Here is a 24,221-nt window from a genome sequence, read left to right as displayed (position 1 = left end):
TATGACGCGTGTGCTGGTGACTGGGGCAAGCGGCTTCATTGGCCAGCATGCCGTGCAGCAGCTGCAGCTCAGTGGGTTTGAGGTGCATGCCGTCTATGCACAAACGCGCATCGAGGCACAGGCCTCGGTTACTGAGCATCAGGCCAATCTGCTTGAGCCCGGAGCTGTTGAAAAGCTGATCAACGCCGTACGTCCCGAGCAACTGTTGCACCTAGCCTGGTGCGCCAAGCCTGGGGTGTACTGGACCTCGCCGGAAAACCTGCTGTGGGTGCAGGCAACACTGCGTTTGCTTGAAACGTTTCAGGCTCAGGGCGGCCAGCATGCTGTGCTGGTCGGCAGCTGCGCCGAATATGACTGGCGCTACGGCTATTGTCGGGAAGAGGTGACGCCTTTAATCCCCGCGACTGTTTATGGGCGCTGCAAGAATGCTACCCGCGAGTTGGCGGAGGTGTTCAGCGCGGTGCATGGTCTGCCGATCGCCTGGGCACGTATCTTTCACGCTTACGGCCCGTTCGAGGCTCCAGGGCGTTTGGTTCCGGCAGTGATTAACGCGCTGTTTAACGGCCAGCCGGCACTCTGCTCGCACGGCGAGCAACTGCGTGACCTGTTACATGCGGCGGATATTGGTAGCGCCCTGGTGACCTTGTTGCAACACCAGGCGCAGGGCGCGTTCAATCTTGGCAGCGGCCAGCCGGTGCGCCTGCGTGAGGTGGTTGAGTACCTGGCTACACAGTTGGATGCAATGCACCTGTTACGGATGGGTGCCATTGCAGTGGCCGCCGATGATCCACCGTTGTTGCTGGCGGATAACCAGCGGCTGGTGAGGTTGGGTTGGCAAGCACAGTTTGATCTACAACACGGTTTGGATGACGCTCTGGCCTGGTGGCGTGGGCGTGTTTAATTCTGGCAAAGGAGCAGGGCATGAAACTGACAGTCGATACTGATAACAAAAAGCTGACTCTGGATGACCAGGGCTCCGTGCGTGAGCTGGATCTGTACACGGACGAAGCCTTCGAACTGCTCACCCAGCAATGGGTGACTTTGGGCTGGAACCAGAAGTACCCCTACACCTTCTCCTGGATGGGTCGCCCGGTGATCCAGTTGCCGGAAGATATGCTGCGCATTCAGGAAGTGATCTACAGCATCAAGCCGGACGTGATCATTGAAACCGGCATTGCTCACGGCGGCTCGTTGATTTACTACGCCAGCCTGTTCAAGGCCATGGGCAAGGGCCGCGTGATTGGTGTGGATATCGAGATCCGTCCGCACAACCGCAAAGCCATCGAGGCCCATGAGCTATTTGAATACCTGACCCTGATTGAGGGCAGTTCGGTGGCCGATGATATCGTCGCCCAGGTCAAGTCACTGGTTAAGCCAGGTGAAACGGTACTGGTGATTCTCGACTCCAACCATACCTATGCCCACGTCGCCGAAGAGCTACGCCAGTACTCGCCGCTGGTCACCCCAGGCTCCTACATCGTTTCCACCGACGGCGTTATGCGCGATCTGACCGACGTTCCGCGGGGCAACCCGAACTGGGGCAAGGACAATCCTTCGCAAGCCGCGCTCGATTTCGCCGAAGGCAATCCGCGGTTCGTTATCGAGCAGCCAGCCTGGCCGTTCAATGAAAGCAGCCTCAGCAAAAACATCACCCACTGGCCCAATGCCTGGTTGAAACGCATCGCCTGATTGCACCGACCGCTGTGCGTTTGCCGCAGCGGTCATTCTTATCTACGCGCCTGTGCGGCGCGAGTTCTGTTCCCCTCCCTTACCGGTCTTCGCTCAGCGTCAAGACCGGTACAGCTCCTACCCGACATCCCCCTCTGCACTTCAATCGCTGCTGTGAAGCGGTTATCGCTCCTGTTCGTTATTTGCCAGGTCTCGGCCATCGATGCCGGTGGCTGAGGCGTTTGCCGCAACAGGCAAAGAGAGCGGCAGTGTATTGCCGCTCTGCAGCCGGCAAGCCGTTTTCATAGCGTGTATTGATAATTCAATCGATTGTTTTTTATAGGTTTTTATCTAGTTAGTAAGAATTGGCACGCTAATGGCATTGCTGGCTATGTCACTAGATGTCGGCGCCTGGTGCTGTATCGGTTCAGGCCCAAAGCGCACGTGCAGCAGACATATTCTTTGGAGAAAAACCATGGCACTGACAGTCAACACCAACGTGGCGTCGCTGAATACTCAGCGGAACCTGAATTCATCGTCCAAGGGCTTGGACACGTCCTTGCAACGTCTTTCTACCGGCTTGCGCATCAACAGCGCCAAGGATGATGCGGCCGGTCTGCAAATCTCTAACCGCCTGACCAGCCAAATTCAGGGCCTGGCTGTAGCGGTACGAAACTCCAATGACGGCATCTCTCTGGCGCAGACCGCTGAAGGTGCCTTGCAGCAGTCCACCGGTATTTTGCAGCGTATGCGTGACCTGGCCCTGCAGTCGGCTAACGGCTCCAATGGTGCTAGTGAGCGTGCCGCTCTGCAAGGCGAGGTGTCGCAGCTGCAGCAAGAGCTGAATCGTATTGCCGAAACTACTAGCTTCGGCGGTCGTAAGATTCTTGACGGTTCTTTCGGTTCGCAGAGTTTCCAAGTGGGTGCCAACGCCTTTGAAACCATCAGCGTATCGGTGGGGGCGGCTAATGCTTCGCGCATTGGGGCCAGTCGCTTCAATAGCAGCGTTGCTAGTGATACCGCGGCACAGAGCGGTATTGCAGCAAGCTCAATTACCGGTTTCGCCGACCTTACATCTACCGATGTTGGCTATGCATCTTCGCCTGCGACTTCCGCCGGCCTGACTATTAAGGGCAAATTGGGCGAGGCTTCGATCGGCTTGGTCGACGGTAGTTCTGCGCGTGAATTATCCACCGCGGTTAACCGTGCAACCGACTCTACGGGTGTTAGCTCCAGTGCGCGCACCTCAGTGCGTTTGCAGCAAGATGCCAGTGGCGGCTTTAGCAACACCGATATTTCCGGCACAATCAGCTTTACCCTCTACGGCTCCAACGACAGCAAGGTAGGCGACGGGGTAGCAATCTCCGCTACGATTTCCGATTGGGGAGATCTGTCCGGTCTCGCTGATGCAATCAATAAGGAAACCGGACGTACCGGTATTAGCGCCAAAGTGTTGATCAATGGCTCCTTAGAGATGGTCAACGAACGTGGCGACAATATCGCTATCGACAATTACACCGCAGAGGGCTCTACAGGTAACACCATTGCCGCTGAAATGCAGAATATGGCGTTCAATGGCGATAACAGCATCGATGATGCTGCTGATGCCAGTGATACTGTCGGCGTTGCCGCAACTTTGACTGGTAATGGGACAAACGGTGCAGTTGCGGTTGGCCAAGTGCGTTTCGAGTCGCCGGATGCGTTTAAAGTCGAAAATTTCGACACCATTGATAGTGGTATTCAGTCGGCCGATGTTTACAGCTTGCTGGAGTCGGTCGATCAGGTGGATGTCAGCAGTTATGTGGGGGCGCAGAACGCATTGGGTATCATCAGCGCTGCCATCTCTAATATTGACAGTCAGCGTGCTCAGCTCGGTGCAGTGCAAAACCGCTTCGAGAACACCATCTCCAACCTGCAGAACATTGGGGAGAATGCCTCGGCTGCCCGTAGCCGGATTCGTGATACCGATTACGCTGCTGAAACTTCGGAACTGACCAAGAATCAGATCCTACAGCAAGCCGGTACTGCAATTCTGGCCCAGGCCAACCAGCTGCCTCAGGCCGTGCTCAGCCTGCTTCAGTAGTCGTTACGCCAATACAGGGGGCGAGTGCTCTGCGCTTCCTGTATTGACTTTTCATTGAAAGTTCTGACGTTTACACGACCTGCTTTACCCCTCCGTGCCTTCTTCTATAGGCGCACAGAAAATCCTCAACTATCCACTGACGCTGCCGATAGAAGCTTAGGCAGTGCTTCAGGTCGATCGAAAGTCGAGCGTCAATTTTTCAACATGACTTCCATGACTTGTGTAACTGCCTGATCGGTCAGCAAAAAAAAATCTCAAATTTTTCTTGCTGAAGCTGCCTAAAGTTGCTCCGGGCAGCGCCGATACAAAGATCGAATGCGAACTTAATAGGGTGTCTGAGCAAACAGCCCCGAAGCTCGCGAGCTCAGGCAAACTTAGCGGTCCTTTGGAGGCAAATACCATGGCCCTTACAGTCAACACAAACGTAGCGTCGCTGAACACTCAGCGTAACTTGGGCAGTTCGGCCAAAGGCCTGGATACGTCCCTGCAACGCCTTTCCACTGGCTTCCGTATCAATAGCGCTAAAGACGATGCGGCTGGTCTGCAGATTTCCAACCGTCTGACCAGCCAGATCAACGGCCTTAACGTTGCGGTACGTAACTCCAACGACGGCATCTCCCTGGCGCAAACCGCTGAAGGTGCGTTGCAGCAGTCCACCGGCATTCTGCAGCGTATGCGTGACCTGTCCCTGCAGTCGGCCAACGGCTCTAACGGCGCCAGCGAACGTGCGGCTCTGCAAGGTGAAGTGTCGCAGCTGCAGCAAGAGCTGAACCGTATTGCAGAAACCACCAGCTTCGGTGGCCGTAAGATTCTCGACGGTACCTTTGGTTCGCAAAGCTTCCAGGTCGGCGCTAACGCCTTCGAGACCATCAGTGTTTCGGTCGGCGCGGCTTCTGCTTCGCGCATTGGTGCAAACCGCTTTAACAGCAGTGTATCCAGTGAAACCGATGCGCAAAGCGGTATCGCCGCTAGCGTCGTGACCGGCTTCGCCGACATCACCTCCACCGACGTAGGTTATGCCTCGTCGCCGGCCACCACCGATGGCCTGACCATCAAGGGCAAACTGGGCGAAGCCTCGGTTGCTTTGGTTGATGGCAGCTCGGCGCGTGACCTCTCTAATGCTGTGAATCGTACAGCGGATTCCACTGGTGTAACCTCGACTGCGCGTACATCTGTGCGCTTGCAGCAGGACGCGGATGGCAAGTTTACCAACACCGATACGTCCGGCACCATCAGCTTCAATCTCTATGGTTCCAATAACGCCAAAGAAGGCGACGCTGTGCAGATCTCGGCCAGTATTACTGATTGGGGTGATCTCTCCGGTTTGGCCGATGCGATCAATAAGGAAACTGGCCGTACCGGTATCAGTGCCCGGGTGCTGAACAACGGCGCATTGGAGATGGTGAGCGAGCGTGGCGACAACATCGCGATCGACGAATACACTGCTACTGATTCTTCGGACGCTGCGGTAGCGGCTGAACTCCAGACGCTGTCCTTCAATGGCGACAACGGCATCGACGACTCCGATGATGCTAGTGATACTATCGGTACTGCAGCCGCTATGACCGGTGACGGCACTGATGGCGCTACTGTTGTAGGCCAGGTACGTTTCGAGTCGCCAGATGCCTTCGAGGTGGAGAATTTCGACACTATCGACGGTGGTAATCAGGCTGCGAGCAAGTTCAGCGTGCTAGAAGCGGTGGACTCGATTGATATCGGTACGGCGATTGGTGCGCAGAACGCCTTGGGTATCATCAGCTCTGCGATCTCCAACATCGACAGTCAGCGTGCTCAACTCGGTGCGGTGCAGAACCGCTTCGAGAACACCATCTCCAACTTGCAAAACATTGGAGAGAATGCTTCCGCTGCTCGCAGCCGGATTCGTGACACCGACTATGCTGCTGAAACTTCGGAACTGACCAAAAATCAGATCTTGCAGCAGGCCGGTACTGCGATCTTGGCCCAGGCCAACCAGTTGCCGCAGGCTGTTCTCAGTCTGCTCGGCTAAGGGTTGAAGCGCTAGACTACGGGGGGGAGGGCATGGCTCTTCCCCCCGTTCCCTCATTGTGAGGATAAAGTGATGGACATTGGTTCAGTTCAAAATTCCCCAACTGCTGTACCTACTAAGGTAGAGCGGACTCAAAGTGCTACGTCGGGTAGTGCCGTAGAGGGCGCTCTTGAGCAGAGAGTTGCTCAAGATACTGTTGCAGATCAATCTGTTAGCACTGCATCTTCCCCTCAAGCATCCAGGGAGGATGTTGAAGCTGCTGTAGCGACCATCCAAGACTTTGTTCAGACGGTTCGCCGTGACCTAAATTTTTCGCTTGAAGAGGGCAGTGGTCGAGTTGTTGTGAAAGTCACTGACTCTGGCTCTGGCGATGTAATTCGACAGATTCCGTCAGAAGAAGCGCTGCAGCTGGCTGAAAATCTCTCGGAGGTTCGCAGCCTGCTGTTTAAGGCTGAAGCTTAGCCACAGGCTTGGCATGGCTTTTGATTGTTTATGCTCACGAGGCGTAAACAGTCGAGTTTTTGACGAGGTGCATCATGGTAGGTATCACAGGTATCGGTTCAGGGATCGACATCGACAGCATCGTAAAGGCGTTAGTCGATTCTGAGCGCGCGCCCAAAACTTCCCAACTTGATCGTCTTGAAAAAGCAACTACTACACGAATTTCCGCACTGGGTACCTTGACCGGTGCGCTGAATGCATTCAAATCGTCGGTTGATGCGCTTAATAAAACGTCCTTGTTTGAATCACGTACAGCAAGTTCTTCCAACACCAGTGTGCTCAAGGCCACCGCTGCAACTACTGCCCCTGCGGGAAGCTATAACGTTCAAGTACAGCAGTTGGCGACTAGCAGTAAGGTTGCGCTGCAGTCAGTTGCGGGTGGAAATAGTGCAACCTTCAACAGCGGCAAGCTGAATATTTCAACCACCAGCAATAATTTCAGCGTTGATATAACCGCCGAGAACAACACGCTGGCGGGCATGCGTGATGCTATCAATGAAGCAGGTAAGGACAGTGGCGTCAGCGCCACTATCATCACCGACGCCTCTGGTTCACGCCTTGTGTTGAGTTCCAGCAAGACGGGCGCTGGAAACGATATTCAAGTTGAAGCAATCGAAGACGGTACGGTTACTGGTATCAATACGCTGACATCCCAAGCATTTGTTCCGGTTGTTGATCCGGATAATGCCGAGGCCTTTGTTTCGCCTAGTTCTGATACAGGAGCTGCAGGCGTTATCACGAAAGCGAAATCCTCCAAAGTGACTATTGATGGTCTCCAGTTAGTGCGTGACACTAACCGCATTGAAGATGCCTTAGAGGGCGTCACACTTGATCTTGTATCGACCCAGAGTTCAGCTGAGTTGCTTGATGGTAAAACTATCAACGTGAGTGTCGGCGTCGATAAGGCGGGTGCCAAGGCCAACCTGCAAAAATTTGTTGAAGCATATAACACCTTGATCAGCGCGACTTCTCAGCTGACAGGGGTTGTCAGCCTTGGCGAAGGTAAGAAGCCGGTTACTGGTCCCCTTTTGGGGGATTCATCTGTCCGTAATGTGCTGTCCGGCTTACGCAATGAGATGGTTAAGATGACCGGCGATGATGGCATTCGCGCTCTAGCTGATCTGGGCATCACCACCGAAAAAGATGGCAAGCTCAAGCTAGATGACACTAAATTGACAAGTGCTCTTGCGAATAATTTTGATCAAATTTCAGGCTATTTGACGGGTGAAAACGGCTTAATGGGCCGCTTAGGCAAGTCTGTTTCTGGCTATGTGGCAGCTACTGGCGTGCTAAAACAACGTACCGACACACTGCAAGGCACTCTGACTAATATTGATGAGCAGCGTGTGACCTTGGATCTGCGCGTAGAGAAAATTCAAACTCGTCTCTATGCTCAATACAACGCGATGGATACCTTGGTTGGCCAGCTAAAGCGTACTAGCGAGAGCTTGGCTAACCAGCTTGCTAGCCTGCCTGGCTTTGTGAAAAAGGATAAGTAATGAGCAATACGCCGATCGACACTTATAAGCAGGTCAATACCAGTCAGGACGTTTCGCCCTATCGCACTGTTCAGTTATTGCTTGAGGGTGCTATACAGCGAATGATGTTAGCCAAGCATGCTCAAACGGAAGGTGATACGGAAATTCGCGGTATGGCTGTTGGCAGTACCATCACCATTTTGGGGGCTCTGCAAGCCAGTCTGGACAAGGACCAGGGCGGTGAAATTGCTGAAAATCTAGACTCGCTCTATGACTACATGACCCGTCGTCTTGCTGGTGGTGCGCTCGATAATACGCCGCGTACATTGGATGAGGTTCAGGTGTTGCTTGAGCAGATCAAGAGTGCTTGGGATGCGATCGACCCAGAGATTGAGCCTGTCTCAGGAAAATAATTTCGTTGCTAAAGCTTTGCTCTGTAGCGCCGATACCCAAGGTATCCAGCAAACAGAACAGCGAGAACAACGATGAACGCGATGGCGGCCCTCAAGCAGTATCAAACCGTCAACACCCAGGCCCAGGCTATTGAAGCCAGCCCACATCGATTGATCCAAATGTTGATGGAGGGCGGGTTAACCCGCATTGCCCAGGCGCGTGGCGCTATCGAGCGTAATCAGGTTGCTCTCAAGGGTGAGCTGATTAGTAAAGCTATCGGCATCATCGGTGGCTTGCGTGAGGGTCTCAACCTGGAGCAGGGCGGTGAAGTTGCTGCGAACCTGGATAGCCTCTACGAATACATGGCGACCCGTTTGGTTGATGCCAATGTGCAGAATGAAATAGCGCCGCTGGACGAAGTTGCAGGCCTGCTTCGTAATGTAAAAGCTGGCTGGGATGCTATCGCCGAGTGATGTTGTTTCCCGGCTGAGGAATTGATTATGAGTTCATCCGTGCAGCGTTTGGAAGAAACCGGCAGCGCTTTGCGTACTGCGCTGGCTACTCAGGATTGGGCCGCTATTGGCGAGCTGGATCTCCAGTGCCGCCAGGCCGTTGACGAAGCCATGGTCGAATCTGCCAGTGATGAAGAAACTCTACGTGCGCGTATGCAGGAGTTGCTGGATCTTTATCGCGAGCTGGTTCACGTGTGCCAAGCCGAGCAACAGCGATTGGCTCATGAGCTCGTTCAGCTCAATCAATCGCAACAAGGTGCCAAGGTCTATCAGCTGTTTGGTTGATTAGCGTTTTTGGTCGATGCTGTCTGGTATCGACCTTCTGCATATATCTGCGTTCTGTTTCGTTCTTTCCCCTTCTTTGTTAAACAGCTGCTTAGTCTGCTTGGCGGACACAATAAAAAGCACGCCATAAAATTGACTAATAACAAAAAATTGACTTAACTAGTGGCCAAATGCCGGCGGCTGGATTGAGTGTAGTGGGGCGGCGGGCGCATTTTCACTCCAGGATCAGCAAATAAAATTATGTGGCGTGAAACCAAAATCCTCCTGATTGACGACAACAGCGAGCGCCGTCGTGACTTGACGGTGATCTTGAATTTTCTAGGTGAAGATCATCTGGCCAGCGACAGCCAGAACTGGCGTCAATGCGTGGCGGAGTTGGCATCCAGCCGTGAAGTGCTCAGCGTGCTGCTTGGCGAAGTGAAAGCCAAAGGCGGCGTGCTGGAAATGCTTAAACAGCTGGCTGCCTGGGATGAGTTCCTACCTACCCTGCTGATCAACGATCAGATCGCCGCCGAATGGCCGGAAGAGCAGCGCCGCTGCGTGTTGGCAACGCTGGAAATGCCGGTGAGCTACAACAAGCTGCTCGACTCCCTGCACCGCGCCCAGGTCTACCGCGAGATGTACGACCAGGCCCGTGAGCGCGGCCGTCAGCGGGAGACTAATCTATTCCGCAGTCTGGTCGGTACCAGTCGGGCTATTCAGCAAGTACGGCAGATGATGCAACAGGTGGCCGACACCGAGGCTAGCGTGCTGATCCTTGGCGAGTCGGGTACGGGCAAGGAAGTGGTCGCGCGCAACCTGCATTACCACTCCAAGCGCCGTGAAGCTCCGTTTGTACCAGTCAACTGCGGCGCGATTCCTGCCGAGCTGCTGGAAAGCGAACTGTTCGGCCACGAGAAGGGTGCATTTACCGGTGCGATCACCAGCCGGGCCGGGCGTTTCGAGCTGGCCAATGGCGGCACCTTGTTCCTCGATGAAATTGGCGATATGCCATTGCCCATGCAGGTGAAGCTGCTGCGTGTGTTACAGGAGCGCACCTTCGAGCGGGTTGGCAGCAACAAGACCCAGAGCGCTGATGTGCGGATCATTGCCGCCACCCATAAAAATCTTGAAAAGATGATTGAGGACGGCAGTTTCCGTGAGGATCTGTATTACCGCCTCAACGTATTCCCAATCGAGATGGCCCCGCTGCGTGAGCGCATCGAGGACATTCCGTTGCTGATGAACGAGCTGATCTCGCGCATGGAGTTCGAGAAGCGCGGCTCTATCCGTTTCAACTCAGCGGCAATCATGTCGCTGTGTCGGCATGACTGGGCTGGGAACGTACGCGAGCTGGCCAACCTGGTAGAGCGCATGGCGATCATGCATCCCTATGGCGTTATCGGCGTGGGCGAGCTGCCGAAGAAATTCCGCCATGTCGATGATGAAGACGAGGGCATGGTGGCGACGCTGCGTGATGAGCTGGATGAGCGCGCGACCATTTTGGCCGGCCTGCCGGGTGTGGATTCGATGGCCATGCTGCCGCCGGAAGGTTTGGATCTGAAGGATTACCTGGGCAATCTTGAGCAGGGTCTGATTCAACAGGCGCTTGACGACGCCAGTGGCGTGGTTGCACGCGCTGCCGAGCGTTTACGCATTCGCCGCACCACCCTGGTTGAGAAAATGCGCAAGTACGGTATGAGCCGACGTGATGATGAAGGGTTGGACGACTGACCTTTCTATGTCCGACGATCGTCAGCGACTTGGCGTTAGCCCAACCAATAGAGCCGAAGGTTTGACGAAACCTTCGGCTCTATTTTTTATGGCATTGATTTGAAAGGATATTTTTTCAGGCACGGGTATTGCTATCTCTCTTGCAACTGACTGTCTTATGACGGCTCGCTGCGCGAGAGAGAACCATGAACGCTAACGCCCACCGCCCCGAAGAATCCGAAGCGCCCGCTCCCGTGGAGCAGGCCAGCCGTGCCGGCCTCGAGCAGGCCTTTGCCTTGTTCAACCAAATGTCGACTCAGCTCAGCACCAGCTACAGCATGCTGGAGGCGCGGGTGACTGAGCTAAAGGGCCAGTTGGCACTTGTCAGTGCTCAGCGTATGCAGGAGCTGGCCGAGAAAGAACGCCTGGCTAACCGCCTGCAGAGCTTGTTGGATCTGTTGCCCGGCGGGGTGATTGTGATCGACGGTCAAGGCGTGGTGCGCGAAGCCAACCCGGTGGCGCGTAATCTGCTCGGTCAGCCATTGGTGGGTATGCTCTGGCGCCAGGTGATCGCGCGCAACTTTGCCCCACGTGAAGATGACGGCCATGAAATCTCCCTGAAGGATGGCCGGCGTTTGTCGATTGCCACCCGTTCACTGCACGCTGAACCCGGGCAGTTAGTGCTGCTGACCGACCTGACAGAAACCCGGCGCTTGCAGGATCAATTGTCGCGCCATGAGCGTTTGTCTGCTTTGGGCCGTATGGTCGCATCTCTGGCTCACCAGATTCGTACGCCGCTCTCGGCTGCATTGCTCTACGCCAGTCACTTGACTGAGCAAGTGCTGCCAGTTGAACAGCAGCAGCGGTTTGCCGGCCGCCTGAAAGAGCGTCTGCACGAGCTGGAGCATCAGGTGCGCGACATGCTGATCTTCGCCCGTGGCGAGCTGCCACTACCGGATCGTTTGGTACCCAAGGAACTGTTCGATGCGCTGCGCAGCGCCGCCGAACCCCATGTGCTGGATATGCAGGTGCGCTGGCAGTGCGATAGCCGCGCGGGCGAGCTGCTGTGCAACCGCGACACGCTGGTGGGCACTGTGCTCAATCTGATCGAGAACGCGATTCAGGCAGGCGGCCGTGAAGCGCGATTGAAGATTCATCTGTATCAGCGCGGCGAAACTGTGCGGCTGTGCATCAGCGACAACGGCCCAGGCATTGACCGCGCGACGCTGGCGCGGCTTGGCGAACCCTTCTTTACCACCAAAACCACTGGTACCGGGCTTGGCCTGGCCGTGGTCAAGGCAGTGGCGCGCGCCCATCAGGGCGATGTGCAGCTGCGTTCGCGGCCGGGGCGTGGCACCTGCGCCATTCTCACCTTGCCGCTGCTTGGTGCTACGCACCCTTTGATTCAGGAGTAACCATCCATGGCGAGCAAAATTCTATTGGTCGAAGATGACCGTGCATTGCGCGAGGCACTGGCCGATACCCTGGCGTTGGGTGGGCATGACTACCGAGCGGTGGATTGTGCCGAAGCGGCGCTGCTGGCGATTGCCGAAGAGCCTTTTGGCCTGGTAGTCAGCGACGTAAATATGCCCGGTATGGATGGCCATCAGTTGCTGGCGCAGATTCGTCAGCGTCAGCCCCAACTGCCGGTGCTGTTGATGACTGCGTTCGGCGCGGTGGAGCGGGCGGTAGATGCCATGCGCCAAGGCGCGGCGGATTATCTGGTTAAACCATTCGAGCCGAAAGCCCTGCTGACACTGGTGGACAGGCATGCGCTGGGCCAGGTTTCTGTCAGCGAGCAGGACGGCCCGGTTGCCGAGGAGCCGGCCAGCGTGCAGCTGCTGGCCCTGGCCACGCGGGTGGCGCAGAGCGATTCAACGGTATTGATCACTGGCGAATCCGGTACCGGTAAAGAGGTGCTGGCGCGCTTTATCCACCAGCAGTCACCACGCGGCAGCAAACCCTTTATTGCGATCAATTGCGCGGCGATTCCAGACAACATGCTCGAGGCCACGCTATTTGGCCATGAGAAGGGCGCATTTACCGGGGCTATTGCCAGTGCGCCGGGCAAATTTGAATTGGCCGAAGGCGGCACTATTCTGCTCGACGAAATTTCTGAAATGCCGCTGGGCTTGCAGGCCAAACTGTTGCGCGTGCTGCAGGAGCGTGAGGTGGAACGGGTGGGCGCGCGCAAGCCGATTACTCTGGACATCCGTGTGCTGGCTACGAGTAACCGTGACCTGGCTGCAGAAGTGGCGGCGGGGCGCTTCCGTGAAGACCTTTACTATCGCCTGTCAGTGTTCCCGCTGGCCTGGCGGCCGTTACGTGAGCGCCCGGCGGATATCGTGCCGCTGGCCGAGCGTCTGCTGGCCAAGTACGTGAAGAAAATGAACCATGCGCCGATTCGGCTTTCGCCGCAGGCGCAGATGAGCCTGATGAGCCATAGCTGGCCGGGCAATGTGCGCGAGCTGGATAACGCCATCCAGCGCGCGCTGATCTTGCAGCAGGGCGGGCTGATTCAGCCGCAGGACCTTTGCCTGCTGGCACCTATTGGTTCGGCGGTTACGCCGCCCGCGCAGCCGCTGTTGGCGGTGGTGGTCAATAGCGCCCCCGTGCAGCAGGACGCTTCGTCGGCAGAAGCCGGTGCCTTGGGCGATGATCTGCGTCGGCATGAGTTTCAGATGATCATCGATACCTTGCGCGCCGAGCGCGGTCGGCGCAAGGAAGCCGCTGAGCGTCTGGGCATCAGCCCGCGTACCTTGCGCTACAAGCTGGCGCAAATGCGTGATGCCGGTATGGATGTGGAAGGTTATCTGTTTGCCAGCTGAGCCGCTGTTTGCCGGGCTCTAAGCGCTGTACTTGATAACGGGGTAGGCCGTAAAGCGGACTACCCCGTTTGCGTTGGTTGTTTAGCCTTTCCAGGGCTCTGGCGCGCCCAGCAGGCGGCCCATTGCGCCGTATAGCCCCAGCTCCTTGAGCACGGCCAGCTCGCCCTCGGTTTCCACCATTTCCGCAATCAATGGCAGGTCGATGCTGTTGGTGGCGCGGAACACGGCCTCGATAAACATGCGCTTGTCGCTTTCCTGATCAATGGCGCGGATATAGGTGCCATCGAGCTTTAGGTAGGCGAGGCCCAGGTGGGTCAGGTTGCCGATCAGGCTGAAGCGCCCGCCAAAGTGTTGCAGGCCCAGGCTGAATCCGGTGTCGCGGATGCTCTGGCTAAGGGCTTCCAGCTCGGCGGCCGGCGGCAGGTGACGCTCGTCCACTTCCAGGGTCAGCAGGCTGGCCAGCTGTGGGTGTTGCCGGAGGATTTCGAACATGCGCTTGAGGGTTTCGCCATCGCGCAGGGTCGCTGCCGAAAGGCTCAGGGCCAGTGGCGCAGCATGCTGGCTGAGGTGCGCCAGGCTGTGCTCGAGCATGGCCAGGTCGAAACGCGCGGTCCACCCCAGGCGTTCGATCCAGGGCAGGAAACGCCCGGCGGCAATCGCTTCGCCTTGCGGGTCAAGCAGGCGCGCCAGGACCTTGTGGTGCAGCAGCTGGTTGCGGTCGGCGCATTGCATGACCGGCTGGAAATACAGCTGCAGCTTGCGCTTGTTCAGCGCATCGTCGATCCAGGTGCGCCAGTCGTGTAGGCCCTGAGTCGGTTGGGCGTTGTAGTCATCCAAGCGAACCCAGTCGCGGCTTGGGTCATTCTGCGCTTGCGCCAAGGCCTGATCAGCGCGGCCAATGACTTGGCTGGGTTCTTCACCTGGGCGGAAGGCGGCAATGCCCATATGCGCTACCGGTGTGCAGTCGCTTGCGCCGGTCTGGCGCAGGCTTTCCAGGCCGGTATGCAGCTCACCGGCGAGCAGGTCGGCTTCTTCGCTGCCGATGCCGGGGGCCAGTAGGCTGAATTCGCCGCCACGGCTGCGTGAGGCCAGCCAGTCCGAGCGGTTGGTCTGGTTGAGCAGACGCTTGAGCAGTTCACCGATGGCGGCAATCAGCCCATCGGTGCGCTGGCCGCCGAGGCGCTGGTTGAGCCCGCCGAGGTCATTGACCCGCAGCAGGATCAGGTAGCCTTCGGCATTCTGTTCGCTGACCACCAGTTGGTGGGCCAGGCGGATATCGAACAGCCGGCGGTTGGCCAAGCCGGTGATGCTGTCCTGATAGGCCTCTTCGCGCAGTTTCTCGCTGCGCGCGGCTTCTTCGGCAAACAGGGTTTTCAGCTTCTCCACCATCTGGTTCATGGCGGTGACCACGCGTTTGAGTTCGGGTGTGCGTGGCACCTTGGGCAGGGTGAGGAATTCGCGACGGGTGATGGCCTGAGCCTGTTGCACCATATTGTCCAGCGGGCGCAGTTGAGTGCGCAGCAGCCAACCGCCGAGTATGGCGCTGACCAGGCCGCAGAGCAGTAGCCAGATCAGGCTGCCAATGGCGCTGTCCCAGAGTTTGGCCAGGGCAAATTGCGGATGGCTGAGCACCTCGACCCGCGCAGCCTGTTCCCAGCCGCGCATGATCAGCGCATCGCCGCCCTGGGGTTGCAGGTCAACCAGTTCGCTGAACCAGGCGGGCACGGTTTCTGCGCTGGCATCGTCGCTGCGCCGCTCGACAATCACTTCATCATCGGGGATGCGCACCACGCGGATGCTGGTGAAATAGCCGCTGTCGAAGATCGAGCTGACCATCAGCTCGATCATCGCCGGATCATCCACGTGCGGGGTCATCGACAGGCCCAGCGCGGTCGCGGCGTCCTGGGCATGGGAGCGCAGTTGGCTGAGCAATTGCTCGCGCGAGCTTTCCACCCCGGCGATAAAACTGCCGGTAAAGGCCACAACCAGGAACAGGCAGATGGCGAGAAATAGCTGCTTGAGTAGAGACATAGGTTCCTCCTAGCCTTCGCCGATGGCGAAGCCCTCCGTGCGCATTTTTTTCAAGATGTCTTGCCAGCGGGAGAGCTTCTTGGAGTCGCTCTTCTTGCTGTTGGAACCGGGGAGATAGAGCCCTTCCGCATTGAATGCATAGACCGGCAGCAGGTCTTTGCGCTGCGAGGCGGGTTTGATTTGATTGATCAGGTTGTCCAGCACCAATGGTTCGGCGCCAGGGCTGGCGTAGTAGGTCAGCACCATATGCGCCTGGTTGTAATTGAGCGCCTTGACGTAGGTGATACGCAGCTTGTCGCTGGGGATGCCGAGGCGGCGCAGGGTAAAGTATTTGGCGATGGAGTAGTCTTCGCAGTCGCCGGCGCCCTTGACCAGCATCTCGATGGGCGTGGCCCAATAATCGTTCTGTTTCCACAGGCGGATATCGTCGGTAAAGCGGATCTGCCGGTTGAAGAAACGATTGACCTCGGTGAGCTTGTCTATTTCGCTGCTGTCGGTGCTGGCCTTGATTTGCGCTTCCCAGGCCTGGATGCGCTGCTTGGCTGCACCGAGGTTGCCGTAGCGGCTTTCGGCGTTTTGCAGGATGAGGCCGAAGTCCCAGTTGGCCAGCGCGCTGGCCAGGCCGATCAGCAGGATGCAACCGCCCAGCAACGCTCGGTTGAGGCGCTTAAACCATCCATGAGTAAGCTGACGGGGTGGCATGTACCGCGCCTCGGCCGGGGATTGGGAAAGTCTAGGTGGTGCTGCTGTTTTTTGCCGCGCTGAATATACCGAATGTCGGCTGGTTCGGTGCTTAGGATTTGTCCCGCGTTTTCTGGCTGAGGATATACAGACTGACCAGCACCGCGCTGGTCAACATAAAGGCTCTGGCCCAGAACAGCGGCACCAAGTAGCACGACACGCCGATACTCAGCCACATCAGGCTGATGGCGTAGACCTTACCCTTGAGCGGAATACCGTGGCCTTCGAGGTAATCGATGATCCACGGGCCAAGCTGGCGGTGATTGACCAGCCACAGGTAGAAGCGCTTCGAGCTGCGCATAAAACAGGCGGCAGCCAGCAGCAGGAAAGGTGTGGTGGGCAGTACGGGAAGGAAGATGCCGATTACTCCCAGCGCCACGCTCAGCCAGCCGATGGCCAGCAGAACGTAGCGAATAACCGGGTTGCGCTGTTCCTGGATAGTGCGCGCCATGGCGCGTGCTTAGTGGTGACGGGGCTTCAGGAGGGCCGGTTTTTCTTCCGGGGCATGGCATAGCAGGAACAGCGCGGTCAGCAGCTCAGGGATCTGTTCGACCATGCTGTCGACCAGGTCGCGATCACGGGCAATCTCGGCGAACTCGGGTTGCTCATCAAACAGGCCTGAACCGACCATGATCGGCAGCAGCAGTTCGCTGACCTCGTCTTCGGCGTCGTCGAACCACACCGCTTCACGCAGGAACACCCCTTCCATAAAGCCGATGCACCAGCCGCGCAGATCGGAATCATCCGGCTCGTCACCCAGGTCAAGCTCGCACGGCACTTCCGGATCATCATCACTGGCCAGTTGGCGGGCGATATGACTTTGCAGTTGGATCAGGGTGGCTTCGACCTCTTCGCGCTCGGCATCACTGCGGTAGTGCGGCGGCTCGGAGAACAGTGCATCAATCCACTCGCGCTCCGGCACCGGCTGCGGGCAGATCGACAGGGCGGTCAGGTAGCCGTGGGCGGCGATGTAGTCCAGTGCCTCGTCATGCAGCTCATCGGCGTCGAGGAAGGCTTGCAGGCGGGACAATTGTTCGGCGAAAGACATCGAGGGCTACCTTGAAGAAGTAAACGAGGCTGGATTCTAGTCCAGACCCGCTACAGCAGCCATAGTTCTAGGTAAATACGGGCAAATGCGCAGCTGGGTCAGATCGGGACTCAGGCCCATTGCCAGGTGCGTATAATGCGCGGCTTGTTTCGGAGACCTTTCATGCTCGAGCACGCACAACGCATCCTCAAAGACGTATTCGGTTACGACAGCTTTCGTGGCCGTCAGGGTGCGATTATCGAGCGCGTGGCCAGTGGCGGCGATGCTCTGGTATTGATGCCCACCGGTGGCGGCAAGTCGCTGTGCTTTCAGGTGCCGGCCCTGCTACGCGAAGGCCTGGCGGTGGTGGTGTCGCCGCTGATCGCGCTGATGGACGATCAGGTCGCCACCCTTGATGAGCTGGGCGTGGCGGCAGTGGCGCTGAATTCCACCCTGAGCGCCGATGAGCAGCGCGAGATCGCCGAGCGGATCAAGCGCGGCGAAATCAAGATGCTCTACCTGGCCCCCGAGCGGCTGGTGCAGCCGCGCATGCTGAGCTTTCTGCAGAACCTCGAGATTGCCCTGTTCGCCATCGACGAAGCGCATTGCGTGTCGCAGTGGGGGCATGATTTCCGCCCTGAGTATCTGCAGTTGGGCCAGCTTGCCGAGCTGTTCCCCAATGTGCCGCGCATCGCCCTGACTGCCACGGCGGATATGCGCACCCGCGAGGAAATCGTCCAGCGTCTGCATCTGCAGAATGCCGAGCGTTTTCTGTCGAGCTTTGACCGACCGAATATTTTCTACCGCATCGTGCCCAAGGAGCAGCCGCGCAAACAGTTGCTGAACTTCCTCGCGGCGCGCAAGGGCGATGCCGGGATCGTCTATTGCCTGTCGCGCAAGAAGGTCGAGGAGGTTGCCTCATTCCTCTCCGAACAGGGCTTCCCGGCGTTGCCCTATCACGCCGGTCTGGCCAATGAGTTGCGCGCTTATCACCAGAAGCGCTTTCTCAACGAGGAAGGGTTGATCATGGTGGCGACCATCGCCTTTGGCATGGGCATCGATAAACCCAACGTGCGCTTTGTCGCCCACCTCGATCTGCCGAAATCTCTAGAAGCCTATTATCAGGAGACCGGTCGCGCCGGCCGCGACGGCCTGCCGGCGGATGCGTGGATGGCCTACGGTCTGCAGGATGTGATTTTCCTCAAGCAGATGCTCAACAACTCCGAGGGTGACGAGCGCCACAAGCGCGTCGAGAAACACAAGCTCGATGCCATGCTGGCGCTGTGCGAGGAAACCCGCTGCCGGCGCCAGGCCCTGCTGGCTTATTTCGACGAAGACATGCCGCAGCCTTGTGGCCATTGTGATAACTGCATCGACGGGGTGCAGACCTGGGATGCCACCGAGCCCGCGCGCCAGGGACTGTCGGCAATCTATCGCACCGGCCAGCGTTACGGTGTCGGCCACCTGGTCGATGTGCTGCTCGGCCGCGATAACGAGAAAATCCGTGGCGTGGGCCATCAACATCTGGCGGTGTTCGGCATCGGCAAGGCGCTGGCCGAAGGTGAATGGCGTTCGTTGTTTCGTCAGTTGGTGGCGCGTGGCCTGGCCGATGTCGACCTCGAAGGGTTTGGTGGCCTGCGCCTTTCTGATAGTTGCCGGCCCTTGCTCAAGGGTGAGGTCGGCCTGCAGCTGCGCCGTGATCTGAAACCACAGCAGAGCGCCAAGGCCTCCAGTAGCGCCGCCAGTCAGTTAGTGCGGGGGGAGGAGCGCGGCCAGTGGGAAGCGCTGCGCGCCTTACGCCGCAAACTTGCGGAAGAGCATGGCGTACCGCCGTATGTGATCTTCCCGGATGCCACGTTGCTGGAGATGCTGCGCAGCAAGCCCAGTACCCTGGCCGAGATGGCTCGGGTCAGCGGTGTCGGCGCACGCAAGCTGGAGCGTTATGGCGAGGCCTTCCTGGCCGTGCTCGGTGCGGATGATGAAGCGCCGCGCGCGGTGGTCGACTTGCGCCACGAACTGGTCAGCCTGGCCCGTGCCGGCATGACCCCCGCGCAGATCGCCAGTCAGCTCAGCTGCAGCGAGAAGAATGTCTACGGCCTGCTGGCCGAAGCCATTGCTCGTCAGCAGTTGTCTCTGGAACAGGCGCTGGATCTGCCCGAGGCATTGCTCGGCGAGATCCAAGACGCCTTTCTCGACGGTGAGGGCGAACTGCCGCCTGTAGCCGCAATCAGTGAGCAGTTCTCCGGGCGCGTTGAGCTGGGCATTCTGCACTGCGTGCGAGCGGCCTTGCAGGCGGAGTTTGAAGCCTGAATGCGGTCTGGCTGCCGGTTGATCTTGTGGCGCTGGATGCGAGCGACTAAGGTGTTTTCAGCTACCCAGCTGTAGAGGTTCCGGTGCCGCTTTCCCATGCCTGGCTAGACGATGTTCGCCCCAGTCCCTACGCGGATCAGCTTGCCTTGGGCTTCCGTCTGTTGCGCTTCTCCCGGCCACTGGAGCAGGAGTACCGCGACTATGTGCGCGACGACACCTTCGACCTCAAGCGCATCGCCCTGGGCGTAGGCATTCTGGTGTGGCTGGCTTTTGCCGCGTTTGATTTCGTCCTGATCAAGGCGCCTGAAGTGTGGTGGATGCTGGCCATCCGCCTCGCGGTTTTATTGCTGTTGTTGCTATTCGCTGGGTTGCTGATTCAGCGCAAGCACACCTACCTGTTACAGCCGCTGAGCCTGGTCAGCCTGTTAGCGCTGGGCGCGGCGGCGTCCTTTGTAGTTGGCATTGCCCATCGGGTTGACCCGAGTTATCCCTATGAAGGACTGCTGCTGGTCTGCATGGCTGCATATTTTCTGGCGGGGCTACGTCTGGTCGAAGCCTTGTGCTGCTCCTTGCTGGTGCTCCTGGTCTACGTCTGTGTCGAATTGTTGGTGGCCCGTTTGGCGCTGCCTCGGCTGATCAATAACACGCTGTTTCTGCTGTTCGGCAACCTGATGGGCGCTGTGGGTTGTTATCTGCTGGAGTTCAAATCGCGTGAGCATTTTCTGATCAGCCGGCTGATGCGCGTACTGGCTGATCACGACAGCCTGACCGGCCTGCACAATCGCCGCAGCTTCAACCGTCAGTTCGAGCGCCTGTGGCGTCAGGCCCAGCGCGAGAATCGCAGCCTGGCGTTGCTGCTCTGCGATGTCGATCACTTCAAAGCCTACAACGATCATTACGGCCATCAGGCCGGCGATAACGTCTTGCAACGCATTGGCAGCCTGCTGCAGGACGCCGCACGGCGTCCGCTGGATATGGCTGTGCGCCTGGGCGGCGAAGAGTTTGCGGTGCTGCTCTATGACATCGGCGAAGTCGAAGCGCGGCACCACGCCGAAGCACTGCGCCAGACCCTGCAAACCCTAAATATCGAACATGCAGGCTCGGACACGGCGAGCATGTTGACCATGTCGATTGGCATTTCCTGCATTCAACCCGCGGCAGGTGGCGCGTTGGCGCAGCTCTACGAGCATGCGGATCGCGCGCTTTACGAGGCCAAGGCGTTTGGCCGCAATCAGGTTGTGGCGTAGGGTGGGTTGGGCGCACGACCACGGGCTATCTGCTGATGCGTAGTTAGTTGCGCCGTAACCCACCAGATGGCGCACAATTCCGCAGTTGCTGCTGTGCCAATCCGCCTTGCGCCACTAACCCACCCTACAAAAGCTGCGTGCAACACGTCATTTGGGCGTAGCCATATGTCTGCCTGCTATTTGGCCGATTTTGCCGCTGTGCTTGGCGTCTGTGGTGAATGCCCGCAGCGAAGTCGCGGTGCTAGCATCGCTGAGGTTTTTTTCCTTGAGTGATTGCTCCGATGGATCGACTGATTCAGGCCAACGGCCAGCCGCATTACGGCATTTTTCCCACCGCGCCGGGGCTGATCAATTACCGCGATTTTGATTTCCGCTCGCCCATGGGCCGCAAGCTGGGCGCGTTGGCGAAATGGCGGCGCTTCCACCAGTTTCAGTATTTCGGCTTGATCAGTGATCAGCTGATTGGCGGCTGCGCGCTGGCCAACCTCAGCCTGTTGGGTGTGGGGTTTGTCTACCTGTTTCATCCGGCCAGCGGGCGCATGATCGAACGCCAGTTCAAGCTGCCGCTGGGCTTTGGCAGCCAGTTCTCGCAGACCCCGGATCAGGGCGTGTGCGAGGTGCGCAGTGGCGGCAACCTGCTGCGTTTGGAAAACAACGCCTCGCCCAGAGAAAAGCGCCTGCTGGTGGAACTGGATGACGGCACCCGTATCGACGCCTGCTTTTCTGAGGAGCAGCCGGCTTTTCAACCGATGTGCATCAACACGCCCACCGCGGTCAACGGTTGGGTTTATGCGCAGAAAGTGGCGGGAGTGCGCTGCACGGGGCAGGTACGAAGCGCGCTGGGGGATTTCGACCTGGCGCAGATTGGCGCATTTGCTCATCACGATTGGTCGGCCGGTTATATGCGCCCCGAAACCCACTGGAACTGGGCCTGCCTGTCCGGCCTGGCGGGGGAGCAGCGGGTCGGACTGAACCTGTCCTGCGGGGTCAATGAAAGCAGTTTTACCGAGAACTGCTTCTGGCTCGACGGCGAGCTGCTCAAGGTCGATACGGTGCGCTTTGTCTTTGATCGCGATCAGCCGTTGCAGCCCTGGTTGATCAACTCGTATGACGGCCAGGTGGCGCTGCGTTTCGAGGGGCGTGGTTTGCACAAGGAGCGCTTGAACGTGGGGCTGCTAGCGAGCAACTTCAAGCAGATCTTCGGTCAGTTCACCGGCGTGCTGCGCCCAATTGGCCGGCCCGAGGTGTGCATCGACAACCTCTGGGGCTTTGTTGAAGATCAGTATGTAAAGTGGTGAAACCTTTTACAGGCTTGCCTCGGTAAAAGGGTTATGGTTAGCTGGCTAATAATTAGTTTTTATAGTTAAGAGCCGTTGTCCATGTCGCATACCGATCAGCACCGTTTTGCCATGCAAGTTGCCCAACTCTCCCGCGCCTGGCGTGCCGAACTGGATCGCCGTCTGGTTGGCCTGGGGTTATCGCAAGCTCGTTGGCTGGTGCTGCTGCACCTAGGACGCTTTGCTGAATTGCCGACCCAGCGTGAGTTGGCGCAAAGCGTTGGCGTTGAAGGGCCGACCCTGGCGCGTCTGCTCGACAGCCTGGAAGCCCAGGGCCTGGTCAGTCGCCAGGCCGTACCGGAAGACCGTCGCGCGAAGAAGATTGCCCTTAGCCCGCAGGCCCGTCCGCTGATTGAAAAGATCGAAGCGATCTCCGCACAACTGCGCCAGGAAGTGTTTGCCGGCATTGATGAAGACGAATTGCGTCGCTGCCAGAAGGTCCACGCCCAGGTGTTGAGTAACCTGGAAAAGCGCTGATGCGTGACGACCTGCAGGCCTTGCAGCAACGCTTCGGTCCGCGTTACCCGCAGTGGCTGCTGGCCTTGCTGATGGTTGGCAGCATGGCCATGGTGTTGGCCTCCACCAGTATCAACGTCGCCTTGCCGGCGATCATGGCGGATTTCGCCATCGGTCGGCCGCTGGCGCAGTGGTTGTCCACCGGCTTTCTCGCAGCCATGACTGCGGGCCTGTTGTTGGCCGCCTGGGCCCAGGCACGTTTCGGCGCACGGCGTACGGCGCAATTCGGCCTGCTGCTATTTATCCTCAGTTCACTGTTGGCGCTGGTGGCTCACGCCGCCTGGCAGCTAATTGCCTTGCGCATCGTGCAGGGGCTGTGTGCGGGGATCGTGCAGCCGTTGGCCATGGTGCTGATCTTTCGCGTATTCGCCGATGGCGGGCGCGGCATGGCGCTGGGCATATATGGCCTGGGGGTGATGCTGGCGCCGTCGCTGGGGCCGGGGATCGGCGGCTACTTGGTCGATCATTTCGGTTGGCCGTCGATCTTCTGGATGCCGCTGCCAATGTGTCTGCTGGCTATGCTCGCCGGTCAGTGGTTGCTGCCCAGTGAGCGTGAGCGCAGCACGCCGCGTCTGGATATTCAGGCCTTTGCCTGGCTCTGTGTGGCGATATTTGCCGCGCTGGGTTTTCTCGCTGAAGCGCAGCGTTTTGCCTGGTCGACGCCCCGGGTCTGGTTACCGGGCTGTGTGGCGCTGCTGGCGGGCGCGGTGTTCATTCTGCGCAGTCGGCGCGCCGCTCAGCCGCTGCTGCCGCTGGCGCTGTGGCGGCATGCCGGGTTTCGTAGCGCCAGCTGGGTTGCGTTGACGCTGGGCCTGGGTCTGTATGGTTCGACCTACCTGATCCCGCTGTACTTGCAGACCGTTGAAGGCTTCAGCGCCGGGCGTTCGGGTCTGTTGCTGTTGCCGGCTGGGATATTGATGGGCATGGCGTCCTTTCTCGGTGGTTGGCTCAGTGATCGGCTGTCTGCGGCCGTGCTGCTGAGTGCCGGCCTGCTGGTCTTTGCCCTGTCCGCGGCGGGGCTGGCCTGGGTCGAGCAGGGCGCCTCGTTTATCCAGCTGTGCTTCTGGGCCTGTGTTGGGCGCATTGGTCTGGGCGTGTTGTTGCCGGCCTTGAGTACCGGTTCGCTGGATATTCTAAGCCCCGAGGAGCTGGCCCAAGGCGCAGGGGCCATCACCTTTGTTCGCCAGTTGGGCGGCGCATTTGGGGTCAATCTGCTGACCTTCTTTCTGGAGTGGCGGCACAACGCCGAAGGTGGCGATCACTGGGCGGAGATGCTCGCCTTCAAACAAAGTTTCTGGCTGGTGGCTGGGGTATTCGCGATTACGGTTTTGGCCGCCTGGGGCGTCAAGTCGACAAGGCGCTGACAGCTAAATGGTAGTGTGACGGAGTTGTCATTTTATTGACTGCGAGCCTATGCTTGCACCTGCGGTGGCTTGTTGCCAAACAGCGGTTGCTATTTTGGTACTCAGTGCGCCGTAACTATTCATGCACCAGCCGGGTTAAACACGGAACGTACTTCCCAAGGCAGCATTTGCCGTCTTCTATACTGTTTGTATGCGCTGGA

The 24,221-nt window shown here is 58.2% G+C and carries 21 protein-coding genes; 17 read left to right on the top strand and 4 right to left on the bottom strand.

Going from position 1 to position 24,221, the window contains the following annotated elements; translation table 11 throughout:
- Position 1 precedes the first annotated feature (1 nt).
- The 12 genes from AACY25_RS02400 (at position 2) to AACY25_RS02345 (ending at position 13,448) form a co-directional block, all read left to right on the top strand.
- Positions 2-901, top strand: a complete 900-nt coding sequence (locus tag AACY25_RS02400; protein ID WP_339522308.1) for an NAD-dependent epimerase/dehydratase family protein — start codon at positions 2-4, stop codon at positions 899-901.
- A gap of 20 nt (positions 902-921) precedes the next feature.
- Positions 922-1,689: a cephalosporin hydroxylase family protein gene (locus AACY25_RS02395; protein WP_339522307.1), complete on the top strand. Its 768-nt coding sequence runs from the start codon at positions 922-924 to the stop codon at positions 1,687-1,689.
- Positions 1,690-2,143: 454 nt separating this feature from the next.
- Positions 2,144-3,751: a flagellin gene (locus AACY25_RS02390; protein ID WP_339523796.1), complete on the top strand. Its 1,608-nt coding sequence runs from the start codon at positions 2,144-2,146 to the stop codon at positions 3,749-3,751.
- 400 nt (positions 3,752-4,151) lie between these two features.
- Positions 4,152-5,759 (top strand): flagellin, encoded by a 1,608-nt coding sequence (locus AACY25_RS02385; RefSeq protein WP_339522306.1) that lies wholly within the window; start codon positions 4,152-4,154, stop codon positions 5,757-5,759.
- A 72-nt stretch (positions 5,760-5,831) separates the two neighbouring features.
- Complete coding sequence (locus AACY25_RS02380) at positions 5,832-6,221, top strand: flagellar protein FlaG (RefSeq protein ID WP_339522305.1); 390 nt, start codon at positions 5,832-5,834, stop codon at positions 6,219-6,221.
- 74 nt (positions 6,222-6,295) lie between these two features.
- Entirely contained in the window at positions 6,296-7,759 is a 1,464-nt protein-coding gene (fliD, locus tag AACY25_RS02375; protein ID WP_339522303.1) for a flagellar filament capping protein FliD, read from the top strand.
- On the top strand, positions 7,759-8,151 hold the full coding sequence (fliS, locus tag AACY25_RS02370; protein ID WP_339409951.1) for a flagellar export chaperone FliS: 393 nt from the start codon (positions 7,759-7,761) through the stop codon (positions 8,149-8,151). The genes fliD and fliS (AACY25_RS02370) overlap by 1 nt, the downstream gene beginning before the upstream one ends.
- A gap of 72 nt (positions 8,152-8,223) precedes the next feature.
- Positions 8,224-8,604 (top strand): flagellar export chaperone FliS, encoded by a 381-nt coding sequence (gene fliS / locus AACY25_RS02365; protein ID WP_339522302.1) that lies wholly within the window; start codon positions 8,224-8,226, stop codon positions 8,602-8,604.
- Between the two features lie 27 nt (positions 8,605-8,631).
- Positions 8,632-8,928 carry a flagellar protein FliT gene (fliT, locus tag AACY25_RS02360; protein WP_339522300.1) on the top strand — a complete coding sequence of 99 codons (297 nt, stop codon included), beginning with the start codon at positions 8,632-8,634 and terminating at the stop codon, positions 8,926-8,928.
- A gap of 240 nt (positions 8,929-9,168) precedes the next feature.
- Positions 9,169-10,641 carry a sigma-54 dependent transcriptional regulator gene (locus AACY25_RS02355; RefSeq protein WP_339522298.1) on the top strand — a complete coding sequence of 491 codons (1,473 nt, stop codon included), beginning with the start codon at positions 9,169-9,171 and terminating at the stop codon, positions 10,639-10,641.
- 185 nt (positions 10,642-10,826) lie between these two features.
- Entirely contained in the window at positions 10,827-12,035 is a 1,209-nt protein-coding gene (locus AACY25_RS02350; protein ID WP_339522297.1) for a sensor histidine kinase, read from the top strand.
- 6 nt (positions 12,036-12,041) lie between these two features.
- On the top strand, positions 12,042-13,448 hold the full coding sequence (locus AACY25_RS02345) for a sigma-54-dependent transcriptional regulator (RefSeq protein ID WP_339522295.1): 1,407 nt from the start codon (positions 12,042-12,044) through the stop codon (positions 13,446-13,448).
- An 81-nt stretch (positions 13,449-13,529) separates the two neighbouring features.
- On the opposite strand, the gene lapD is transcribed toward AACY25_RS02345, so the two are convergent.
- The 4 genes from lapD to AACY25_RS02325 all read right to left on the bottom strand — a co-directional run bounded on the left by lapD (position 13,530) and on the right by AACY25_RS02325 (position 17,268).
- Positions 13,530-15,479: a cyclic di-GMP receptor LapD gene (gene lapD / locus AACY25_RS02340; protein ID WP_339522294.1), complete on the bottom strand. Its 1,950-nt coding sequence runs from the start codon at positions 15,477-15,479 to the stop codon at positions 13,530-13,532.
- A 9-nt stretch (positions 15,480-15,488) separates the two neighbouring features.
- Complete coding sequence (gene lapG, locus AACY25_RS02335) at positions 15,489-16,181, bottom strand: cysteine protease LapG (protein WP_339522292.1); 693 nt, start codon at positions 16,179-16,181, stop codon at positions 15,489-15,491.
- A gap of 91 nt (positions 16,182-16,272) precedes the next feature.
- A complete protein-coding gene (locus AACY25_RS02330; RefSeq protein WP_339522290.1) occupies positions 16,273-16,671 on the bottom strand; it encodes a YbaN family protein in 399 nt (132 codons plus the stop codon).
- A gap of 9 nt (positions 16,672-16,680) precedes the next feature.
- Positions 16,681-17,268 carry a YecA family protein gene (locus AACY25_RS02325; RefSeq protein WP_339409938.1) on the bottom strand — a complete coding sequence of 196 codons (588 nt, stop codon included), beginning with the start codon at positions 17,266-17,268 and terminating at the stop codon, positions 16,681-16,683.
- Positions 17,269-17,430: 162 nt separating this feature from the next.
- On the opposite strand from AACY25_RS02325, the gene recQ reads away from it, so the two are divergent.
- The 5 genes from recQ to AACY25_RS02300 all read left to right on the top strand — a co-directional run bounded on the left by recQ (position 17,431) and on the right by AACY25_RS02300 (position 24,021).
- Positions 17,431-19,557: a DNA helicase RecQ gene (gene recQ / locus AACY25_RS02320; RefSeq protein ID WP_339522288.1), complete on the top strand. Its 2,127-nt coding sequence runs from the start codon at positions 17,431-17,433 to the stop codon at positions 19,555-19,557.
- Positions 19,558-19,640: 83 nt separating this feature from the next.
- A complete protein-coding gene (locus tag AACY25_RS02315) occupies positions 19,641-20,804 on the top strand; it encodes a GGDEF domain-containing protein (RefSeq protein WP_339522286.1) in 1,164 nt (387 codons plus the stop codon).
- A 281-nt stretch (positions 20,805-21,085) separates the two neighbouring features.
- Positions 21,086-22,102 carry a DUF2804 domain-containing protein gene (locus AACY25_RS02310; RefSeq protein ID WP_339522285.1) on the top strand — a complete coding sequence of 339 codons (1,017 nt, stop codon included), beginning with the start codon at positions 21,086-21,088 and terminating at the stop codon, positions 22,100-22,102.
- Positions 22,103-22,183: 81 nt separating this feature from the next.
- Complete coding sequence (locus AACY25_RS02305) at positions 22,184-22,618, top strand: MarR family transcriptional regulator (protein WP_090248226.1); 435 nt, start codon at positions 22,184-22,186, stop codon at positions 22,616-22,618.
- The gene (locus AACY25_RS02300; RefSeq protein ID WP_339522284.1) at positions 22,618-24,021 is read left to right on the top strand and encodes a DHA2 family efflux MFS transporter permease subunit; all 1,404 of its coding nucleotides are present in this window, start codon (positions 22,618-22,620) and stop codon (positions 24,019-24,021) included. Before AACY25_RS02305 ends, AACY25_RS02300 begins: the two co-directional genes overlap by 1 nt.
- Positions 24,022-24,221 lie beyond the last annotated feature (200 nt).

The organism is Pseudomonas sp. EA_35y_Pfl2_R111 (assembly GCF_963970955.1).
Lineage (GTDB): Bacteria > Pseudomonadota > Gammaproteobacteria > Pseudomonadales > Pseudomonadaceae > Aquipseudomonas.
The sequence above is the reverse complement of the archived record's forward strand: the minus strand, read 5'-3'. Positions and strand labels throughout refer to the sequence as shown.